Annotated in this window: 15 protein-coding genes; 12 read left to right on the top strand and 3 right to left on the bottom strand. The window is 49.1% G+C overall.

Annotated elements, in window-relative coordinates; genetic code table 11:
- Nucleotides 1–9: 9 nt before the first annotated feature.
- The 11 genes from FD09_RS08950 to FD09_RS09000 all read left to right on the top strand — a co-directional run bounded on the left by FD09_RS08950 (nt 10) and on the right by FD09_RS09000 (nt 13091).
- Nucleotides 10–1455, top strand: coding sequence for an oligosaccharide flippase family protein (locus FD09_RS08950; protein WP_057820549.1), 1446 nt, complete (start codon nt 10–12; stop codon nt 1453–1455).
- 28 nt (nt 1456–1483) lie between these two features.
- The gene (locus tag FD09_RS08955; protein WP_235812254.1) at nt 1484–3067 is read left to right on the top strand and encodes an O-antigen ligase family protein; all 1584 of its coding nucleotides are present in this window, start codon (nt 1484–1486) and stop codon (nt 3065–3067) included.
- Between the two features lie 5 nt (nt 3068–3072).
- Nucleotides 3073–3801, top strand: a complete 729-nt coding sequence (locus tag FD09_RS08960) for a WecB/TagA/CpsF family glycosyltransferase (protein WP_057820553.1) — start codon at nt 3073–3075, stop codon at nt 3799–3801.
- Complete coding sequence (locus tag FD09_RS08965) at nt 3798–4886, top strand: glycosyltransferase family 4 protein (RefSeq protein WP_057820555.1); 1089 nt, start codon at nt 3798–3800, stop codon at nt 4884–4886. Before FD09_RS08960 ends, FD09_RS08965 begins: the two co-directional genes overlap by 4 nt.
- 124 nt (nt 4887–5010) lie before the next feature.
- Entirely contained in the window at nt 5011–6273 is a 1263-nt protein-coding gene (locus FD09_RS08970; RefSeq protein WP_057820556.1) for a carboxylate--amine ligase, read from the top strand.
- Between the two features lie 108 nt (nt 6274–6381).
- Nucleotides 6382–6888: a universal stress protein gene (locus FD09_RS08975; RefSeq protein ID WP_057820558.1), complete on the top strand. Its 507-nt coding sequence runs from the start codon at nt 6382–6384 to the stop codon at nt 6886–6888.
- A gap of 205 nt (nt 6889–7093) precedes the next feature.
- On the top strand, nt 7094–8464 hold the full coding sequence (locus FD09_RS08980) for a GH25 family lysozyme (RefSeq protein ID WP_057820560.1): 1371 nt from the start codon (nt 7094–7096) through the stop codon (nt 8462–8464).
- Between the two features lie 143 nt (nt 8465–8607).
- Entirely contained in the window at nt 8608–10545 is a 1938-nt protein-coding gene (locus FD09_RS08985) for a M13 family metallopeptidase (protein ID WP_235812255.1), read from the top strand.
- Between the two features lie 472 nt (nt 10546–11017).
- The gene (locus FD09_RS08990) at nt 11018–11476 is read left to right on the top strand and encodes a hypothetical protein (RefSeq protein ID WP_157053747.1); all 459 of its coding nucleotides are present in this window, start codon (nt 11018–11020) and stop codon (nt 11474–11476) included.
- Nucleotides 11477–11482: 6 nt separating this feature from the next.
- Complete coding sequence (locus FD09_RS08995) at nt 11483–11860, top strand: hypothetical protein (RefSeq protein WP_057820564.1); 378 nt, start codon at nt 11483–11485, stop codon at nt 11858–11860.
- Nucleotides 11861–11891: 31 nt separating this feature from the next.
- On the top strand, nt 11892–13091 hold the full coding sequence (locus FD09_RS09000; RefSeq protein WP_057820566.1) for an SPFH domain-containing protein: 1200 nt from the start codon (nt 11892–11894) through the stop codon (nt 13089–13091).
- A 67-nt stretch (nt 13092–13158) separates the two neighbouring features.
- On the opposite strand, the gene FD09_RS16975 is transcribed toward FD09_RS09000, so the two are convergent.
- Together FD09_RS16975 and FD09_RS09010 are read right to left on the bottom strand one after the other, a co-directional pair.
- Entirely contained in the window at nt 13159–14388 is a 1230-nt protein-coding gene (locus tag FD09_RS16975) for an SH3 domain-containing C40 family peptidase (protein ID WP_057820568.1), read from the bottom strand.
- Between the two features lie 263 nt (nt 14389–14651).
- Entirely contained in the window at nt 14652–15191 is a 540-nt protein-coding gene (locus FD09_RS09010) for a DUF308 domain-containing protein (RefSeq protein WP_057820570.1), read from the bottom strand.
- A 144-nt stretch (nt 15192–15335) separates the two neighbouring features.
- On the opposite strand from FD09_RS09010, the gene sfsA reads away from it, so the two are divergent.
- Nucleotides 15336–16079: a DNA/RNA nuclease SfsA gene (gene sfsA, locus FD09_RS09015; protein WP_057820572.1), complete on the top strand. Its 744-nt coding sequence runs from the start codon at nt 15336–15338 to the stop codon at nt 16077–16079.
- On the opposite strand, the gene FD09_RS09020 is transcribed toward sfsA, so the two are convergent.
- A complete protein-coding gene (locus FD09_RS09020; RefSeq protein WP_057820574.1) occupies nt 16070–17254 on the bottom strand; it encodes a GNAT family N-acetyltransferase in 1185 nt (394 codons plus the stop codon). The genes sfsA and FD09_RS09020 overlap by 10 nt on opposite strands.
- Between the last annotated feature and the right edge of the window lie 166 nt (nt 17255–17420).

The raw sequence follows: 17420 nt of genomic DNA on the forward strand, positions 1-17420 counted from the left end.
AGTCCAATCGTGCGTAAGACTTTTGTCAACATTCTCTATAACGGTATCTATCAGCTGATCATTTTATTGCTGCCGATTATCGTGGTCCCCTATGTTTCTGCCCGGTTGGGGAAGGAAGCATTGGGGATCAATGCGTTCGTTAATGCTACCCCTGTCTTTTTAAGTGTCATTATTCTCTTTGGTATGAACCAATTTGGAGCCCGTACCATCGCCCAGGCAAAGAAAGAGGAACTGGGTCATAAATTTGCTCAATTGTGGCTGATTCAATTCTTAGTTGGTATGATCACGATCATCGGTTTTGTCATCGTGGTCCTGGCTGCCTTGGATTACAAGGGTTACTTCCTGTTGGAAATTCCTTTCTTACTGGGTTACGTGCTGGATGTTTCCTGGTTATTTATTGGCTTAGGGGAAATCAAGCGGGTGGTCATGCGGAACACGATCATCAAGTTGGCAATCGTTTCGTGTATTTTTATTTTCGTTCACCGGCCCGAAGATTTGTGGATATATCTACTCATCAATTCCGTCACGTATTTAGCAAATATCGTCTTCTGGTTTGACTTACGCCATTATTTCTCGGTGAAACAGGCCTTTCGCGAATTACACTGGAACAAGCAATACTTCTGGGCGGCTCTAACCGTGACAATGCCGGCGATGGCGCTGCAATTTTACATCAGCTTCGATCAGACCATTGTCGGTTGGTTAGCGGGGAACGCCCAGCTGGCCTATTATTCCCAGAGTCAACTGATGTGTCGGGCGATTACGACGATGGTGGGGTCGGTCAGCACCATTTTGATGCCGAAGATGGCCCAAATGCTGGTTTCAGAGAACGGCCACAAGGAAGTAAAACGCCTGCTGGGACAAGTGCTGGATTATTCTTTGCTGGCGGGGGCATATTTTAGTGCTGCGTTTATGGTGAATGCACGCAAATTCGTGGTGTGGTTTTGGACTCCTGAATTTGCCCCCATGGGCCCGGTCCTGTTTATTTCTGCCTTGATTATTATGATCGTCAGTTATGGCAGTGTGTACGCGACACAATATACGCTTTCCCGAGGACTTTTTAAGAAATATTCTTTCCCGTTTTATATTGGTGCCGTGGTATCGCTCTCATTAAACTTCCTGTTAGTGCCGCACTTCAAGGCAATCGGCGGAGCAATTACGATTGTGATTACTGAGGCGATTGTTTGCGTACTGCGTATCTGGGTGGTTCGCAAAGAGTTGCCCCTATTGCAATATTTTGCGAATCAGTGGAAGATAGTTTTTGCTGGAGCAGTGAGTGTTATCATTGGTTTGTTATTGCCGATTAATTTTGGCAGTCTTTTCGTCGATTTAGTGCTTCAGACGATTATCCTGACTTTGGTTTACCTGGTTGTGTTATTGGTATTGCGCGAGAATGCACTGCGAGATATTGTTTCGCGGGTAACCCGGCGCTTCCGACGAAGCGGCGCGGCGCGCTAAAAGAATTGTGTGTATTGGAGGACTCATGTTGGCAACAAAACTGAAACGCTGCGTTTTTATCTTCGTGATTCTGCAGCCATTCCTAGACATTTTCTGGCTGTATCAACCGCCGATTGCGACGTTCCTGGGAATGTCACCGGCGACCCTGATTCGACTGGTATTTATCGCCGTGATTGGTGTGTTATATCTGCTCAGTCTGCGGAACAAAAAAGAACTGTGGTTTTACGGCGGCTATTTGCTGCTGTTGGGGGTTTATTTCATTTTCCATCAGCGTAACGCAATGGCTTTCCATTCATTAGTGCCGGGAAACTTCGGCTATTCCACTTTCGGCGAACTATTCTACATTGTGCGTATGCTCGTCCCGCTGTTTATGATCGTGGTGGCCGCACGGACAGAGTACACGGACAATCAGTTCGAACATATTATCAACTGGTTAACGATTTTTTTCTCTGGATCTATCGTTTTGACAAACGTGTTGCGGATCAGTTTGGGCTCCTACTTGCGTAATTGGGGGACTGGGAACATCTTCCAACAGTATCCTCATCAACGCATTACCGGCACGATCTTTGATTGGTTTCGACCAAGCCAAACCATGGATTTTTACGGTATGGCTTCCAAAGGCTTTTTTAACCACGCGAATACAACGGGGGCAATTCTCGTATTACTGACCCCGCTAGTTTTTTATGTGGTCGTCAAAAACTTCAACTGGAAAAATAGTATCCTGATGGGCGTGCATTTGCTGGCTTGTCAGGAATTGGGCACAAAGGCTGCTGGATATGGTGTGATGCTGGCATTGGCGGCCTACATTTTGGTGTATTTGTTCTTTGCTTTTGTCAAAAAGGAAGTCCACTTCAATAAATATTTGGCGTTGTTCTTCGTGGTGGCGCTGTTTGCGACTTATGGGCTGAGCCGCTTTGCGCCTAGTGTAAACCGTCAAGCTTCTGAAGAAGTGGTGGAAAAAGAGATGAAGCCCACCAAGAAGAAGACCAAACACTTGGCCAAGCAATTGGATCAGATCACAAAGACAGGTACCCGCAAACAGCAAATTAAGTTCATCAACAAGTATCGTGATCAGTTTGGTTTGAATAAGGGGTTTGTCACGAAGACTTACCCAGCCAAATATGATCCACAATTCTGGTTAGGTGTCATGCATTGGCCAGCATATTCTCGGATGAACTATCGTTATTTGCAAATGCAGATTTGGCGTCGTGTCTCGGCCATCAACAACAATTCAAAGGATAAACTGTTTGGCTTTGGTTATATCCGTTTGAACAATATGGGGCTTATCGAACGGGATTTTGTATCGCAGTATTACGCCATCGGCGCGGTGGGGATGTTACTGCTGGTGGCCCCGTATATTCTTTTGATCCTGTTTTTAGGCTTGCGGATGTTATTCCGGTTCCGGGATCTGTTCACGTTAAAAAACGTGACGTTGATCATGGGGGTCATCATGGCATTTGCCATTTCGCTTTATGCGGGTTACGTATTGGATTATCTGACAGCGACGATCCTGGTCGGCTTTTTCCTGGGCCAGTTGGTGCTGGGGACATTTCCGCCGCGTCAGGCAACAGATCGGTATGCGTTTGACCGCAGCCACGAACTAGGAAGGTGACTGTCATGGAACGCGTGAATGTACTCGGAATGGCCTTCGATAACCACACAATGGCTGAATTTATGACGATCCTTGGCAAAAGAATGCGACAGGAACAAGGGACGTTTATTGTGACGGCCAATCCAGAAATCGTCATGTACGCCCGTGAACATCCAGAATATCAGCGCCTGGTGGATGAAGCGGACTTTGTCACTGCGGATGGCATTGGGGTAGTTAAGGGCGCCCAAATTCTAGGCACCCCGATTAAAGAACGGGTGACTGGCTTTGATTTGATGGTCAACTTATTGCAGTTGGCCGCTCAACAGGGTTATCGAGTTTACTTGATCGGTGCTAAGCCAGGCATTGCCGATGCTGCAGCCAAAAAAGCGGCCCAAGAATTTCCCGGACTGCAAATCGTAGGGACCCACGATGGCTACTTCGAACTGGGTGACACGCAGGTCGATCAAGCCATCATCGCGGCTAAACCGGATATGGTTTTTGCGGCCATGGGCTATCCCCGGCAAGAACAATTCATTGCTGCGCTGCGTAATCATTTGCCAGACGCATTGTTTATGGGAGTTGGCGGGAGCTTTGACGTGTTGTCAGGGACGGTGAAACGAGCCCCGGTCTTCATGCAAAAAGCACATTTAGAATGGTTTTATCGCTTGTTGAAAGAACCGACCCGGTTTAAACGCATGCTGATCTTGCCCAAGTTTCTCAGAGTGGTTCACCAGGAGGCAAAGAAACCAAAATGAAGATTCTCCATATCAATGCGGGTCTGGAAAACGGCGGCGGTTTAACCCACATTGTTTCCCTGTTATCTGGCTGGGATTCGCGCCAGGTCAGCTTATTAACATTTGCAGAGGGACCGGTGGCCAAGGCCGCCCGGGCAGCTGGGATTGATACCCATGTGCTTCATTTTCAGCGTCGATATAACTTAGGTATTCTCAAAGCATTAGCCCAGTTTATTAATGCGGGTCATTATGACATCGTTCATGCGCATGGCGCCCGGGCGGTGTTGTTTTTGCGGATGCTGGGGCACCGCGTGCACTGTCTGAAAGTGGCCACGGTCCACAGTGATCCATTATTGGATTTTATGGATCGCGGTCTTCCTGGGAAAATCTTCACCAAGTTGTACATCAATAGTTTACGCAAAATGGACTATCTCTTCCCGGTATCCACACCGTTTTATCAGCGGCTGCGTCAATTCGGCATTCCAGACGACAAGCTGACGGTGATTCGTAATGGCATTAACTTCAGCGATACCGTACCCGCTAAACAGGTCCACCATACGTTTAACATGATTTACGTGGCCCGGCTGCATCCAGTCAAGGACCACGCGCTGCTATTACAGACGTTAGCTGCCGCGAAGTTGCCGGACGCCCGGTTGCTGTTGGTCGGCGATGGCCCGGAGCGGGACAAATTGCAAAGAATGACCACCGCCTTAAACCTTAGCAATCAGGTGACCTTTGCTGGTTTGCAGACACCGGATCAAATTAATGCAGAATATCCATGCATGGATTTGGCCGTACTCACGTCGATTTCTGAAAGCTTTCCCCTCGTCCTGTTGGAAGCCGCCAATGCTGCTGTGCCAGTTTTGAGCAGCTGGGTTGGCGATGTACCGAAATTGATTAGTCATCCAGATTTGGGCTATTTGTTTAAACCAGGTGACGGTACTGATTTACAGAAACAATTAGAAGCGGCCTACCGCGATTGGCAGCATGGGACGCTGGCGGCCAAGGGCACTGCGTTGCGGGCCTATGCCCAGACACACTTCTCCCTCAAGCAATTGCAAGATCAAATTTGGACGCGCTATCAGCAACTACTTGGCACCCATTGAACACTTTTTGCGTATAAGATTTGCTGAAATAGAGTCAATTCGGCCTGTTAAATATGGTACAATGCACTACGTATATTGCACCCACAGTGGTGTGATCGGAATCAAAAAATAAGGGGTTGTCTCGATGACACCAAAGTTTACCCCCATCATTCTGGGGAGCGATATGAATGCCTACGGTATGGCGCGGGCGTTCCACGAGGAGTACGGCATTAAGGTCCACTGCATTGCCAGCGATCCGCTCGCACCCACGCGTTATTCAAAAATTCTGACGTTAGAGTTCCACCATGGCTTCGAAGAAGATCCGGTCTTTATTGATACCATGCATGAGGTGGCTAAGCGTTATGCGGACCATTCAGAGCCGGTGATCCTTTTGGCAATGGGTGATGCTTACGCGGAGCTGATGGCCAAGCACAAAACCTTTTTGGAACAAACTTTTGTGTGCCCCGTGGTGGATTATGACTTATTGCGTAAACTCAACAACAAAGAAAGCTTTTACCAAGAGGCGGAGGCCCACGGGTTGCCGTTCCCAAAGACCAAGATCATTACCAAGGAAATGTATGAAAAGAAGCAAAACTTGGATGTCCCATTCACTTATCCAGTAGCGCTCAAACCGGCTAATTCTGTGGAATGGTTGGACATTCACTTCCCAGGAAGAAAAAAAGCCTTTGTCATCCATTCCGAAACTGAATACTTAGATATTGTCGGCAAAATTTACGATAATGGCTATACCAGTCATCTGATCCTCCAAGAGTTCATTCCCGGCGACGACTCCAACATGCGCACACTGAATGCCTATGTGAGCAAAGACCATCAAGTGAAACTGATGTGCCTGGGCCACCCGTTGTTGGAGGACCCAACTCCGGCAGCAATCGGTAATTATGTGACGATTTTGCCGGAATACAACCAAGATGTGTATGATGTCGTCCAAAAATTCTTGGAAGACATTCACATGACCGGCTATTGTAATTTCGACATGAAGTACGATCCCCGGGATAATACTTTCAAGTTCTTTGAAATTAATCTGCGACAAGGTCGTTCCAGCTTCTTTGTGACTTTGACCGGTTATAATCTGGCTCGGTTCGTCGTAGATGATTATGTCACTGGAAATTTGAAAGACGCCCCGACGGTGTACGCCAATAAGATTCAATCCCAACATGTGCTTTGGATGGGCGTGCCAGTCAAACTCTTCAAAGACTATGCGGTGGAAAATGAATTCAAAAAGCAAGCCGAAGCTTTGATTGACTCTGGCCATTACGGTACGACCGTTTTTTACAAGAAGGACATGAACATCCGTCGATGGGTATTGTTGAAGTACATGTTCCACAACTACATTCCGCGTTACAAGAAGTATTTCGAAGAAAATAAGGGCCGCGATATTGGCCGCTAAGAAATTGGGATCAGCTGGTGCTGGTCCTTTTTTCGTTTTCAGTTCGGGGACTTTTACAGTGATTCGCCGTATACTGGAAATGGAAGCTGAAAGGGTAGGTGTTTTTTCATGGATCAAGAACAACTTGCAAAATTTACAGTCAGCACGCGCCACTTTAACCGGATTTTGATTGCCATTGATGACGATGACTTCATTTCTTCCCGCTTTGCATTCGATTATGCTTGCACGGTGGCAAAAATCTATTCCATCCCATTGGCCATTGCGTCCGTTTTGGAAACCGGGGACCTCAATGTATTCCAATCCTTGGATCCAGATGTATTGGCTGAGCGGCGCAATGAGATTGCTAAAGATCTCAATATTTATGTTGAAAAGGCCAAAGAAGCCGGCATTCTGGATGTGGTACCAATGATTGGTGAGGGCAAACCCGGTCGGGTGATCGTGGAACAAATGATTCCGCAATTTAAACCGGATTTGGTTGTCGTCGGTTCTGAAACCCATCCGGGCGCCCGCAAGACGATTGGTTCTGTGGCAGCACATATCACACGGTTTTCCCCATGTTCGGTAATCGTGGTCCGTGATCCGGCGTCAGCACCAGCACCGAAACCAGAAAACTAATCCAAGAGACAGCGAATTAATTCGGATTATCCGGGTCGATTCGCTGTTTTTCAGTCTTAAGACTCTTGTAAACCAATCGTAATGCAGACTAAGGGGCAGGGCGGGTTATACTGGAATGGTCAATTAAGATTTTTTTAACGAACAACAGTGATTTTTCACTTTGCGTCAGGTCATGGTTGTTCGAATCATTTCGGGAGGAATTCGCATGTCACACAGTAAACGTTGGAAACGCATTGCTTTATCCGCATTTCTGACATTCTTCATCGCGTTATTCGGTTTCAATTCACTCGCCCAAGCGACTACCTATGGGCAATTCGCTGACGTCGCAAGTTACCAGCCAGATGATGTGCTGTTCTTTAAGAATCTAGCCACCAATCAAGTGGCTGGGGTCGTCGTTAAGCTGACCGAAAGCGCCGGCGGCAACGCGTATATCAATCCGAAGGCAGGCCAACAAATCAAGTCAGCGCAAGCGGCTGGATTGAAGGTGAGTCTTTACCATTACGCGCAATATAATGGTGCGAACGGTGCTAAGGCAGAGGCTAACTTCTTTGCGGATACGGCCGAACAATACGGTCTTGGTAAAGGCACCGTCATGGTGGACGATGTGGAAGACTCATCGTTGCAGACACCTTATGCGGATACCGTGACGTTCCAGTCACAACTCGCTAGTCGCGGTTATAACACCCAGGTGACTTATTCGATGGCATCCTGGTTCTGGTATAACAAGTTACCCCGTAATTATCCGATTTGGGTCGCTAATTACGGCGTCGACAAGCCTGGCGTGGACAATGCCGCAGCGTGGCAATATACCAGCAATTACAACGGTCAAAGCGTCGATATGAGCTACGACTTCACTGGTTTATTCACCACCCAAAGTCAAAGTACGCCGGTAAACAATAAGATTGTCACGGTCAAAGGCAGTGCGGGTGTGCCATTGTACAACGGTTACGGCAGCAGCAAGTCCTATGCCAGTACGCTAGCTAACAACAGCCGCTGGATCATTTGTGATCAAGTCTATGTCGATGGCAAGTACTGGTATGAAGTGGGCAGGAACCAGTGGATTGAAGCCCGCCAAACTGATCAGCCGTACGGCTATGGCAACGTCACCGCCCCTGTCGATACCCGGGTCGATGATGCCACAGTGACGACGATCGGTGGTTCAACGCTCTATACAGGTTATGGCGATAGCAAGACAAGTACTGGCCGTTCCTTAGGGATCGGGACCACTTGGAAGATTTGCAACCAAGTCTATGCCAACGGCAAGTTCTGGTATGAAGTGGCCACTAACCAATGGATTGATGCCTCCACGACGGATCAACCTTATGGTATGGGCAATGTCAATCAGCCAATCAATAATACAACCACCATTGCGATTCAAAAATCAGGTGGCGCTACGCTTTACAATGGTTATGGTACAAACGCCAGCTCCACTGGTCGGACTTTACCGACGAATTCTAAGTGGAAGGCCACAGCACAAAAATATGTCAATGGTCAATACTGGTTCCAGGTTGCTACCAATCAATGGATTAATGGCAATGATACAAATAGTGCAGCAGGCTTAACGATTTTCAATTAAACGCAGCACTAGCGAGCATCGTCTGTTTCGGCAGACGGTGTTTTTTTCTGCCTTCCAGTTGGTTTGCTTCTCATTTCGGCGCGTTATAATGAAAGAGGTACCCATGCAAGTGGTGGGGCACAAAGTCTTAGAGGAGTGATCGGATGATGCACCGTTTATTCGCTGCAGATACGGGAGTAACTGGTCCTAGCGGCGTCGCATATAAAGATGATTTGTACGAAGCAGTCAATGGTCAATGGGAAAAGAAGGCTGTTATTCCGGCAGACCGAGCTGGGATTGGCGGTTTCAACGATTTGAGCATTGCTGTTGAGAAACAATTGATTGCCGATCTGAACAATATGGGCGAATTGGAGTCTGCGTCCGACAAACCTCAGCTGCAACAAGCCGTGCGGTTGTTTCAATTGGCATTAGACTTTGATCGGCGCAACAACGAAGGTTTCAAGCCGGCACTGTCTGATTACCAACGAGTCTCTGCGCTCACTGATTTTGGTGAGATCAATGATGCGGCCGGTGCATTATACGAACACTTCCCGTTACCTTTTGTATTAAGCGTCGAACCGGACATGAAGGACACGGCACACAATGCGGTGTACGCATACGGCCCCAGCTTAATTTTGCCGGATACGACTTATTATGCCGATGGCAATCCTAACCGTGATGCGTTGCTGAAGACATGGCGAGAAATGGCGATCCAACTGTTAATGGCAGCCGGTGAAAAGCGGGCCGATGCTGTTTTGACAGCCGATCAGGCCTTGGCTTTCGATAAGAGTTTGGTCCCGTATGTCAAATCTGGGGAAGAATGGTCCGATTATCCGGCCATGTACAACCCAGAATCCGATGCCGATTTCACCGCCCATTCCCAGTCCCTGGATTTGAGCAAGTTCTTGGCTGATTTGTTACCGGAGAAGCCGGATACCGTCATTGTAACCGAACCTCGGTACTTCGAAAATCTGAACAAAATCGTTAATCCCAATACCTTTACGGCAATGCACAGCTGGATGACGATCAACTACCTAATCAGTGTGGCCAGTTACTTGAGTGATGATCTTCGCCAGTTGGGGGACACATTCCATCGGGCCATCAGCGGCAGTCAGGAGTCACCCAATCAGGCCAAGAGCGCTTATTATCTGACCAACCATTACTTTGCTGAAGTGATCGGTCAGTATTATGGTCAGAAATACTTTGGTGATGAAGCCCGTCAAGACGTGCAGACCATGATTCAAAAGATGATTGCAGTTTACGAAGAGCGTCTGAATACGAATACGTGGCTGAGTCCCGCCACGCGGCAAAGTGCCGTCAAGAAGTTGGAAAAGATCGTGGTCAAGGTCGGCTATCCCGACAAATTGCGGCCTGTTTACAGCAAGCTGAAAGTCGATCGGCAAGCTTCGTTGTTTGCGAATGCGCGGGCGTTCAACATTATCTTTGCCCGGGACATGTTTAGCAAACAAGTCAAACCAGTAGATCGGACAGAGTGGGGGATGCCGGGCAGCCTAGTCAATGCGCAATACGACCCATCTCGGAACGACATCACTTTTCCAGCGGCCATTTTACAAGCACCGTTCTACAGCTTGAAGCAAAGCACTTCCCAAAACTTCGGCGGTATCGGGGCGGTGATTGCCCACGAAATTTCCCACGCCTTCGATAACAACGGCGCTAAATTCGACGAGTACGGCAATTTGAAGAACTGGTGGACCAAAGAAGACTTTGCCCAGTTCAATAAACGCACAGACGCCATGGTGGCCGAATTCGACGGTTTACCATATGCTGGCGGTAAAGTGAATGGTAAGTTGATTTTAGGCGAGAACGTCGCCGACCTCGGCGGCATGAGTGCTGCTCTGGCCGCCGCCAAGAAAGAATCCGACTACGACGCCCAAGCCTTCTTCATCAACTGGGCCCGTGTCTGGCGCGGCAAATACACCCAAGCCAACATGACCGCTCGCCTCGCCACAGATCCCCACGCGCCGAATGTCCTACGTGCCAACATGCAACCGCGCAATTTCCAAGAATTCTACGACGCGTTCCATGTTGAACCAGGCGACGGCATGTACATGGATTCTGAAAAACGCGTGCATATTTGGTAGCATCTTATCCTCAATAATCTCGAATTGTAGTAGTAATGCTGGAACACCGGTTTTGAATTACGACTAAACCAGTGCCAATGCGGAGCAATCGGAGGTGTCAGGTGGCTCAGCTGTGGAAACCACACAGCGCGCGGTTTTTGCGCGCTGATGTGGTTAGGCGTCTTGAAGACCGCGCACTTTGCGGGCTTCAAGCGCCGTCACAGCGTTCCAGCCACCTGACACCGGAGATTGCGCAGCTTTGGCACGACGGTCGGAGTCCAACGTGTGTTCCAGCCTTTTTGTACCTGAGTACTTTATCGGTATGACAATTTCGTCACATGACTAGCGTTCTCATGGTAGAACGGTACAATAATCACTAGGGACAACACTTCTCCGCCCTTAGACCGATTTTGCTTTTTCCAAGCGATTTATCTTGCTTTCCTGGCTTACCATGGTAATATGTAAGCGTACCAAGGAATGCGAGGTGAGCGTCGTGAATGAAGCAGAATTACGGGCCAAACGGCGGGAAGCCATGGCTCGGTATCGGCAGCGCAATCCCAACCTGAACCAATACGTTTCGTTGCGCTCCAGCGCGCGGTCATTTTTACGCAACAATGCCAACTATGACGACACGCTGGAATTGATTTTGTTAGCGTTGCAGCGGCAGTTCCAAATGGGTAATCAAATGGACTCCCAATTGGCCGGCCAATTCCAACAGTTTTGGCAAATTCTGCAACCCTATCAGGGACAACAATTGGATAACAACCTGATTGTGCGGTTGTCCGCCCAAGCCCAGAAGATATTTGATCAAGCGTTTATCTGGCGGCTGTTGCGGGGCAACTTGGAATTGGTGGGCGAGCACTTGGCCCTGACCTTAGCAGTTGATGACGGCGCCCTCACCGGTCAGGTTTTAACGTTCCGCTTAGACGGCGGTTTGGATGCGGAGGTGTAATCAATCATGGAAGAGTCTATTCAACGAATTATCAACAAGATTCAATCAACGGAACAGAATCCGCTGTTCACCTTGTTTTCTTTACCGGACAACGAGAAGGCCGAATTGACCCAGTTGCCAGATGGATTGCAGCGGGCCATCCTCTTGTTGACGGCAGGCACCGTGTCTGGCAACAACAACGCCGCGCGGGACGACTTGATTGGTAAGAGCGTGCGCGTCGATGATCCCAAGGCCAAAACAATCTCGGTGTTTGGTTCATATTACCCGTTTGAGTTATTGGACCGTGATCCGGCAGGGGACTATGTGATTATTTCTGCCGAAGATAATGAGTTGTACCTGTTGTCCAAAAGTGGGTTGCAGGATACCTGGGATGCCGAGTTTTAACCCGGCTTAAGTTAGAAAAGAGGAATTCATTATGGCTGGATATATCACCCTCGTCATTGTGGCGATCATTGTTTTACTGTTACTCTACTTCTTCTTCCACACATTCATTTCTGTGGAATCTGGGACCGAAGCATTGGTGACCCGGTTCGGGGAATACACCAAGACGCTGCAACCAGGATTGCATTTCTTAATCCCGATTGTGAACCGTGCGTATGTCGTTTCCATGCAGCTGCAACCATTGGATGTTGAAAAACAGCCGCTGATTACCAAGGATAACGCCACTGTTCAAGCGGCGGAAAAAATCAAGTACCATGTGACTGATTCGTACAAATTCCAATTCGGAAACTCCGACTCAGTGGAATCCATGATTCAGGATGCCCAATCGGCATTACGTTCCATCATCGGGCAAATGGATTTGAACGCCGTATTAGGCGGGACTGAAACCATCAACCAACGGCTGTCTGAATCCTTAGCAGAAACCACTTCCGCTTACGGGTTGAAAGTGGATAACGTCGCCATCTTCGGTCTGCAACCAGATCCCCAGATTCAGCAAGCCATGAACAAGCTGCTGACTGCCGATCGGGAAAAGCAAGCTGAAATCAGTAAATCTGAAGGTGAACGGACAGCCGCCGAGAACCGGGCCAGTGGGCAAGCCTTTGCCATTAAGACAGAAGCCGAAGCCAACGCTTATTCTACGAAGATGTCCGCCGATGCCCAGGCCTATGCCACTGCCCGGGCTGCCGAAGCGCAAGCTGCAGCCAACACCCAAATCTTGGATGCTTATTCAGCAGCTAACTTGACCACTGAACAATACGTCCAATTGCAACAGATTGCCGCCTTTGCTCGGTTGGCGAATAGCAGAGCCAATACAGTCGTGATGCCCACTGATAAGATGGACAGTGCTGTGAAAGCCGCGACTGCGACTAAGATCTTCAAGACCGATAACTCGGATACCACTGGAGCGACTTCGATCGTGAACGAGTTGGATCAAAAGATCAAAGCACCGCAAAGCTTGGAAGCACAAGAAGCCCGGGGCGATTTTAACCCGAATTTCGGTGATGCCACTGCGAATGTAGCGTCCACAGTCCATACGGATGATGCCGAAGCGGCTTCTGCCGCGCCAGTTGCACCCATGGGTGGGCAAAGCATTTCTCGCCCGAGTCAACCCACCGCGACACCAGGTACGCCAGAATATTACCGGCAATTGAATGCCAGTAAGCAGGGCCGTTAATTTAAAGTAAGCCACGAAAATACCCGTTCATCAATTGCTGATGGACGGGTATTTTTATGACCTAATCTTAAAGTACACGCACCGCGAAGCTGGGCATGAATCCTTGACTCATTGTCTGAATCTTAACGACATCGCCCGGCTCGGGTGCCGCAATGTATTGATTGTTACCGATATACAATGCATCGTGGTATGTAGCACCCTGTGGTCCCCAAAAAAGAATATCACCGGGTTGGAGCGCATTCAAAGATACTTGAGTACCAGAAGACTCTTGCGGTACAGTCCAACCACCAATATTAATACCAGTGGCGTTGAGGTAAACATAGTACATGAGACCAGAACAATCGAACACATCGGGTCCCTTACCGCCCCATACATAGGGCTTACCCAATTGTTGCTGGGCTAAATTAATCACTGCGCTGACTTTCGCACTATTGGGCAAACTAGCACTGCCGCTGCCACTGTTGCCACCAGTTGAACTACCACCACTGGTGCCGACACTGGCAATGGCACTGGCCACCCATTCAGAAGGAGATACCCGATACCAGGTATAGCCTTCTGCTTGGCACGTTTCATAGTATTGGTAGGTCTCGCCAGCATTAAGTGTGCGCGAAATACCATAGCTGGTACCTGCGCCTTGCCGTAAGTTACCGGTGCTGCTGATTGTCACAACCCCTTGACTCGTGTTCAGGCTGTTGTCAGGCACACTGTTATTATTGCTGTTGTTAGAATTATTATTCGTGGCACCACCGGTATATACACTTGCACCAGCACTGGCTACCCATTCAGAAGGAGACACACGATACCATGTATAACCGTCCGCTTGCCGAGTTTCGTAATACTTATAAGTATCACCAGCCGCCAGTCCACGGGAGACACCGTAATTCAAACCAGCACCAAGCCGCAAATTAGAAGCGTAATTAATCTGGACGACGCCCTGGCTGCTTGTACTGCTTGATTGACTACTATTATTATCAGTGCTGGCGGAACTTGTCCCTGTGCGATCCACAACACCGGCACTGGCCACCCAGTCCGTGGTAGAAACTCGATACCAAGTGTAGCCGCCTGCTTGACGGGTCTCAAAATATTTATAAGTTTCCCCAGGTTGCAAATAACGACTGACGCCGTATTGTGTTCCCGGTCCTTGACGCAGGCAAGAAGTATATTGCACTTCCACCCAATTATTGGTGGCCGCGTGGACTTCTTGTGTGGAATGCTGCATAACAATTGCGCCACCGGCAAGCAACGCAGCAGTGGACATCATCGTAGTAAGCCCTTGACGCATATGATGTTTTTTCAAGACGTAAAACCCCCAATATCGATCTCAAAGAAGCGTAAACCTTAATAATTTCACTAACAAATTAAGTTTATCATAACTCGCCGGAAGCGTGCACAAACAAGCGTGCGTGGAGTAATGGTCGAGACCAATAAAACCCATATGGGAACAGGCTTTGACGTTATATGTTACATTTTTCAAGCCAACCGGAAATTATTTTTGTGACACATAAAAAAGGCTCCAACGAGAGATGAGTCTCGCTGGAGTCGTTGATTAAATTATTGAGATCAACGGTCTTTGTAGTAACGACCGGCAAAGAAGTCCATGATGACCATGGCAATCATTGTACCGCCGAAGAAGCGGAACAGCATCATCAGAGAACCAAACGGGTTGATTACCAACACGACACCCAAGAGGATCAATAATGCACCATAGACCACCATCGGCCACGGCGTCACGTTGACGTATTCCTTACGGGTGAAGCCATTAGCCACCCGAGAAATTCCCGTGAAGATCAGGATCAGACCGAGGATGAACGGCAGTGAGGCCAATAGCGGTTTTGCCATAAAGAGAACTAATAGGGCGGCGACCAGCATCCCAATCCCCAGGGTAATGGCTGGACGATTATTCTGGACCGGGTTATCTTTGTTGGCCCGCAAGCCAGCAATCAAACTGATGGCACCTTGTACCGCGATGTAGGCGGCGACGATGTAAATCGCTCCAGTCACGACAAGATTAGGCATCAATAGTAGGAATGCCCCCAGCGCCAAGGATACGATGGATTGCAACCAACTGTAACGGCGAATCGTTGTGTATAATTGTTGCATGGTGAAAAACTCCCTTCTGAGAGTACGTATTTAGAAAATGCTTGTTTTCAAAACTTGATTTCATTCTTAGTATACTTGCTCTGGACCCCGGCGACTACACCGCCGGAGCAAAATCAGTCCAAAGCACGAAAGAAGGACAGGACTATGGACTATCCAAACATCGTTTTAGCAAAATTCATCGACCGGCCGAATCGCTTTGTGGCGCAGGTAGTCTTAGACCAGCAGACCGTCACAGTCCATGTCAAAAATACCGGCCGCACCAATATTCTGGTGAACGGCCGGACAGTGGCACTCGCCCCGGCGACGAATCCCAAGCGGAAGACCCAGTACGATCTGGTGGCAGTCAAAACCGCCAAAGGGTGGATCAATATTGATTCCCAGGCACCTAATGCTGTCGTGGGGGACGGACTGCGCCAAAATGTGATTGCACTGCCCGGTATCCGCCAGATTACCCTAGTACGGCCGGAGACTGTCTATCAAGATGCCCGTTTCGATTTCTTTGGCACCGGTGATGGCCGCCAGCCGTTCTTCTTAGAAGTGAAAGGGGTCACCCTTTGGCATGACGATGTCGCGGCCTTTCCCGATGCGCCAACGATCCGCGGAGAAAAGCATGTCCGTGATCTGACCGATGCCGTGTACCATGGCTATTTTGGCTACCTGCTATTTTTGGTGCAGATTCCAGATATTCAGGTTGTCACGATCAACCGAACCACCCAAGAATCCCTGGCGACAGCAATTCATACCGCTCAAGCCGCCGGGGTTCACGTGCTCGCTTATGGTACCCACGTCACCCCGGGACGAATGACTCTGGGCCAACCAATTCCCTTTGATTTGCGCCAACCCTTTGACTTGGCCCAAGCACTGAAAGAAGCGGCTAATCAGAAGTAGTCGTTGAGCATTGGCGCGTCATGTTGGCACAAAGCGTCCAGTCGAGCCACTGCGGCGGCGTTACCCGTGGCTTGGCCGACAAATACGATGTGGGATAAACTTTGGGTCCCAAACATCGCCTTTACCAACTGTTGAATGCTGATGTGAATATCCGCCTGCTCAGCCAATTCAGTACCGATTTTTTGAACGGCAATGCGACCATGGGCCATGCCGAGAGACCAGGTCCCCTGATTCTCCGGTAAGACTGGATCAGTGACGGCCAGTGTCACCGGTGCCAGCGTGTCGCCGGTGTATGGATAGCGGGTGAAGAAATCGGCCAAGTCCACAATTCGGGCCATCATGTAAGGCGTGACGGTGGCCGTGACACTATCCGGATTCGGGAACCAATCCGCTTGGTAACGGGAATTTTGATCCTCAAACACTAACTTTGCAAACGAGTTGCCGTTCCGCAAAATGAAGCCCATCAAGTGTTCCCACGCACCCCCGGTGGCGGCGTACCATTCCTCTACGGTCATAGCTTGACTGTCCCGGGTGTAAATAATGTACCCTTGGACCTGGTGCTGATCATCGGTATACACTGCTGCATCCCGCCGCGTTTGCAGTACCAGGTGATCCCACCACCAGTCTTCCCGCACGACTCCGCCGGTGAAGCTGGCTGTACGGGTTTGATAAAACGGCTTGATCAATGGCAAGGCTTCTGCCAAAGAGAGACGCTGGACGGTCCCGGTTTGGTGCTGCGGATGAAAGAGCGGCACCTGGCGTCCCGGCAGCGTGTACCGCATCCGGTCGAAGACTTGTTCGTAGCCAAAGCGCCGGTAATATTCATAGGAAAAAGGGGCTAAGTAGGCCAACGTCACATGCTTCTCAAGCATTTCCTGTAAAGATGCTTTCAGCAAAGTGCCCGCACCCCCACGGCCAGAGAATTCCGGCGCCGACATGACATCGCCGATGCCATTCATTCTGAAGGGCACACCATGGAAATTCACATTGAAGGGCAGGGCGTACAACCCGCTGCCCAATTTGTTGCCGTTTTTGATTCCGTAAGCCCAGCCATTGTCATAACGCTCAAAGAAATAGTGTTGGCGATGAGCAGAATCTTCCCGGTTGAAGGCATACAAATACAACTGATAAAACTGTTCCCGTTCCGCTGCAGTAGTTAACCGATAATTGGTCATGAGTCTTTATCCTTCCATTTTGAAAAAATAAAGGACTGGCACAAAAGCCTGAATACCAATGCAACCAGTGCCAATGCGGAGCAATCGGAGGCTGAATGGGCTCAGCTGTGGAAACCGCACCGCGCGCTTTTTGCGCGGATGCGGTTAGGCGTGTTTGAGACCGCGG

Origin of the sequence: Schleiferilactobacillus perolens DSM 12744, assembly GCF_001435585.1 — a bacterium.
In the GTDB taxonomy this organism is placed as follows: Bacteria; Bacillota; Bacilli; order Lactobacillales; family Lactobacillaceae; genus Schleiferilactobacillus; species Schleiferilactobacillus perolens.

Bases quoted from the DNA above. Each gene is read 5' to 3' on its own strand.
- FD09_RS08980 (WP_057820560.1), top strand. From the start codon at position 7,094: ATGTCACACAGTAAACGTTGGAAACGCATTGCTTTATCCGCATTTCTG.
- FD09_RS08960 (WP_057820553.1), top strand. From the start codon at position 3,073: ATGGAACGCGTGAATGTACTCGGAATGGCCTTCGATAACCACACAATG.
- FD09_RS08975 (WP_057820558.1), top strand. From the start codon at position 6,382: ATGGATCAAGAACAACTTGCAAAATTTACAGTCAGCACGCGCCACTTT.
- FD09_RS08985 (WP_235812255.1), top strand. From the start codon at position 8,608: ATGATGCACCGTTTATTCGCTGCAGATACGGGAGTAACTGGTCCTAGC.
- FD09_RS09010 (WP_057820570.1), bottom strand. From the start codon at position 15,191: ATGCAACAATTATACACAACGATTCGCCGTTACAGTTGGTTGCAATCC.
- FD09_RS09020 (WP_057820574.1), bottom strand. From the start codon at position 17,254: ATGACCAATTATCGGTTAACTACTGCAGCGGAACGGGAACAGTTTTAT.
- FD09_RS08995 (WP_057820564.1), top strand. From the start codon at position 11,483: ATGGAAGAGTCTATTCAACGAATTATCAACAAGATTCAATCAACGGAA.
- sfsA (WP_057820572.1), top strand. From the start codon at position 15,336: ATGGACTATCCAAACATCGTTTTAGCAAAATTCATCGACCGGCCGAAT.
- FD09_RS09000 (WP_057820566.1), top strand. From the start codon at position 11,892: ATGGCTGGATATATCACCCTCGTCATTGTGGCGATCATTGTTTTACTG.
- FD09_RS08965 (WP_057820555.1), top strand. From the start codon at position 3,798: ATGAAGATTCTCCATATCAATGCGGGTCTGGAAAACGGCGGCGGTTTA.
- FD09_RS08970 (WP_057820556.1), top strand. From the start codon at position 5,011: ATGACACCAAAGTTTACCCCCATCATTCTGGGGAGCGATATGAATGCC.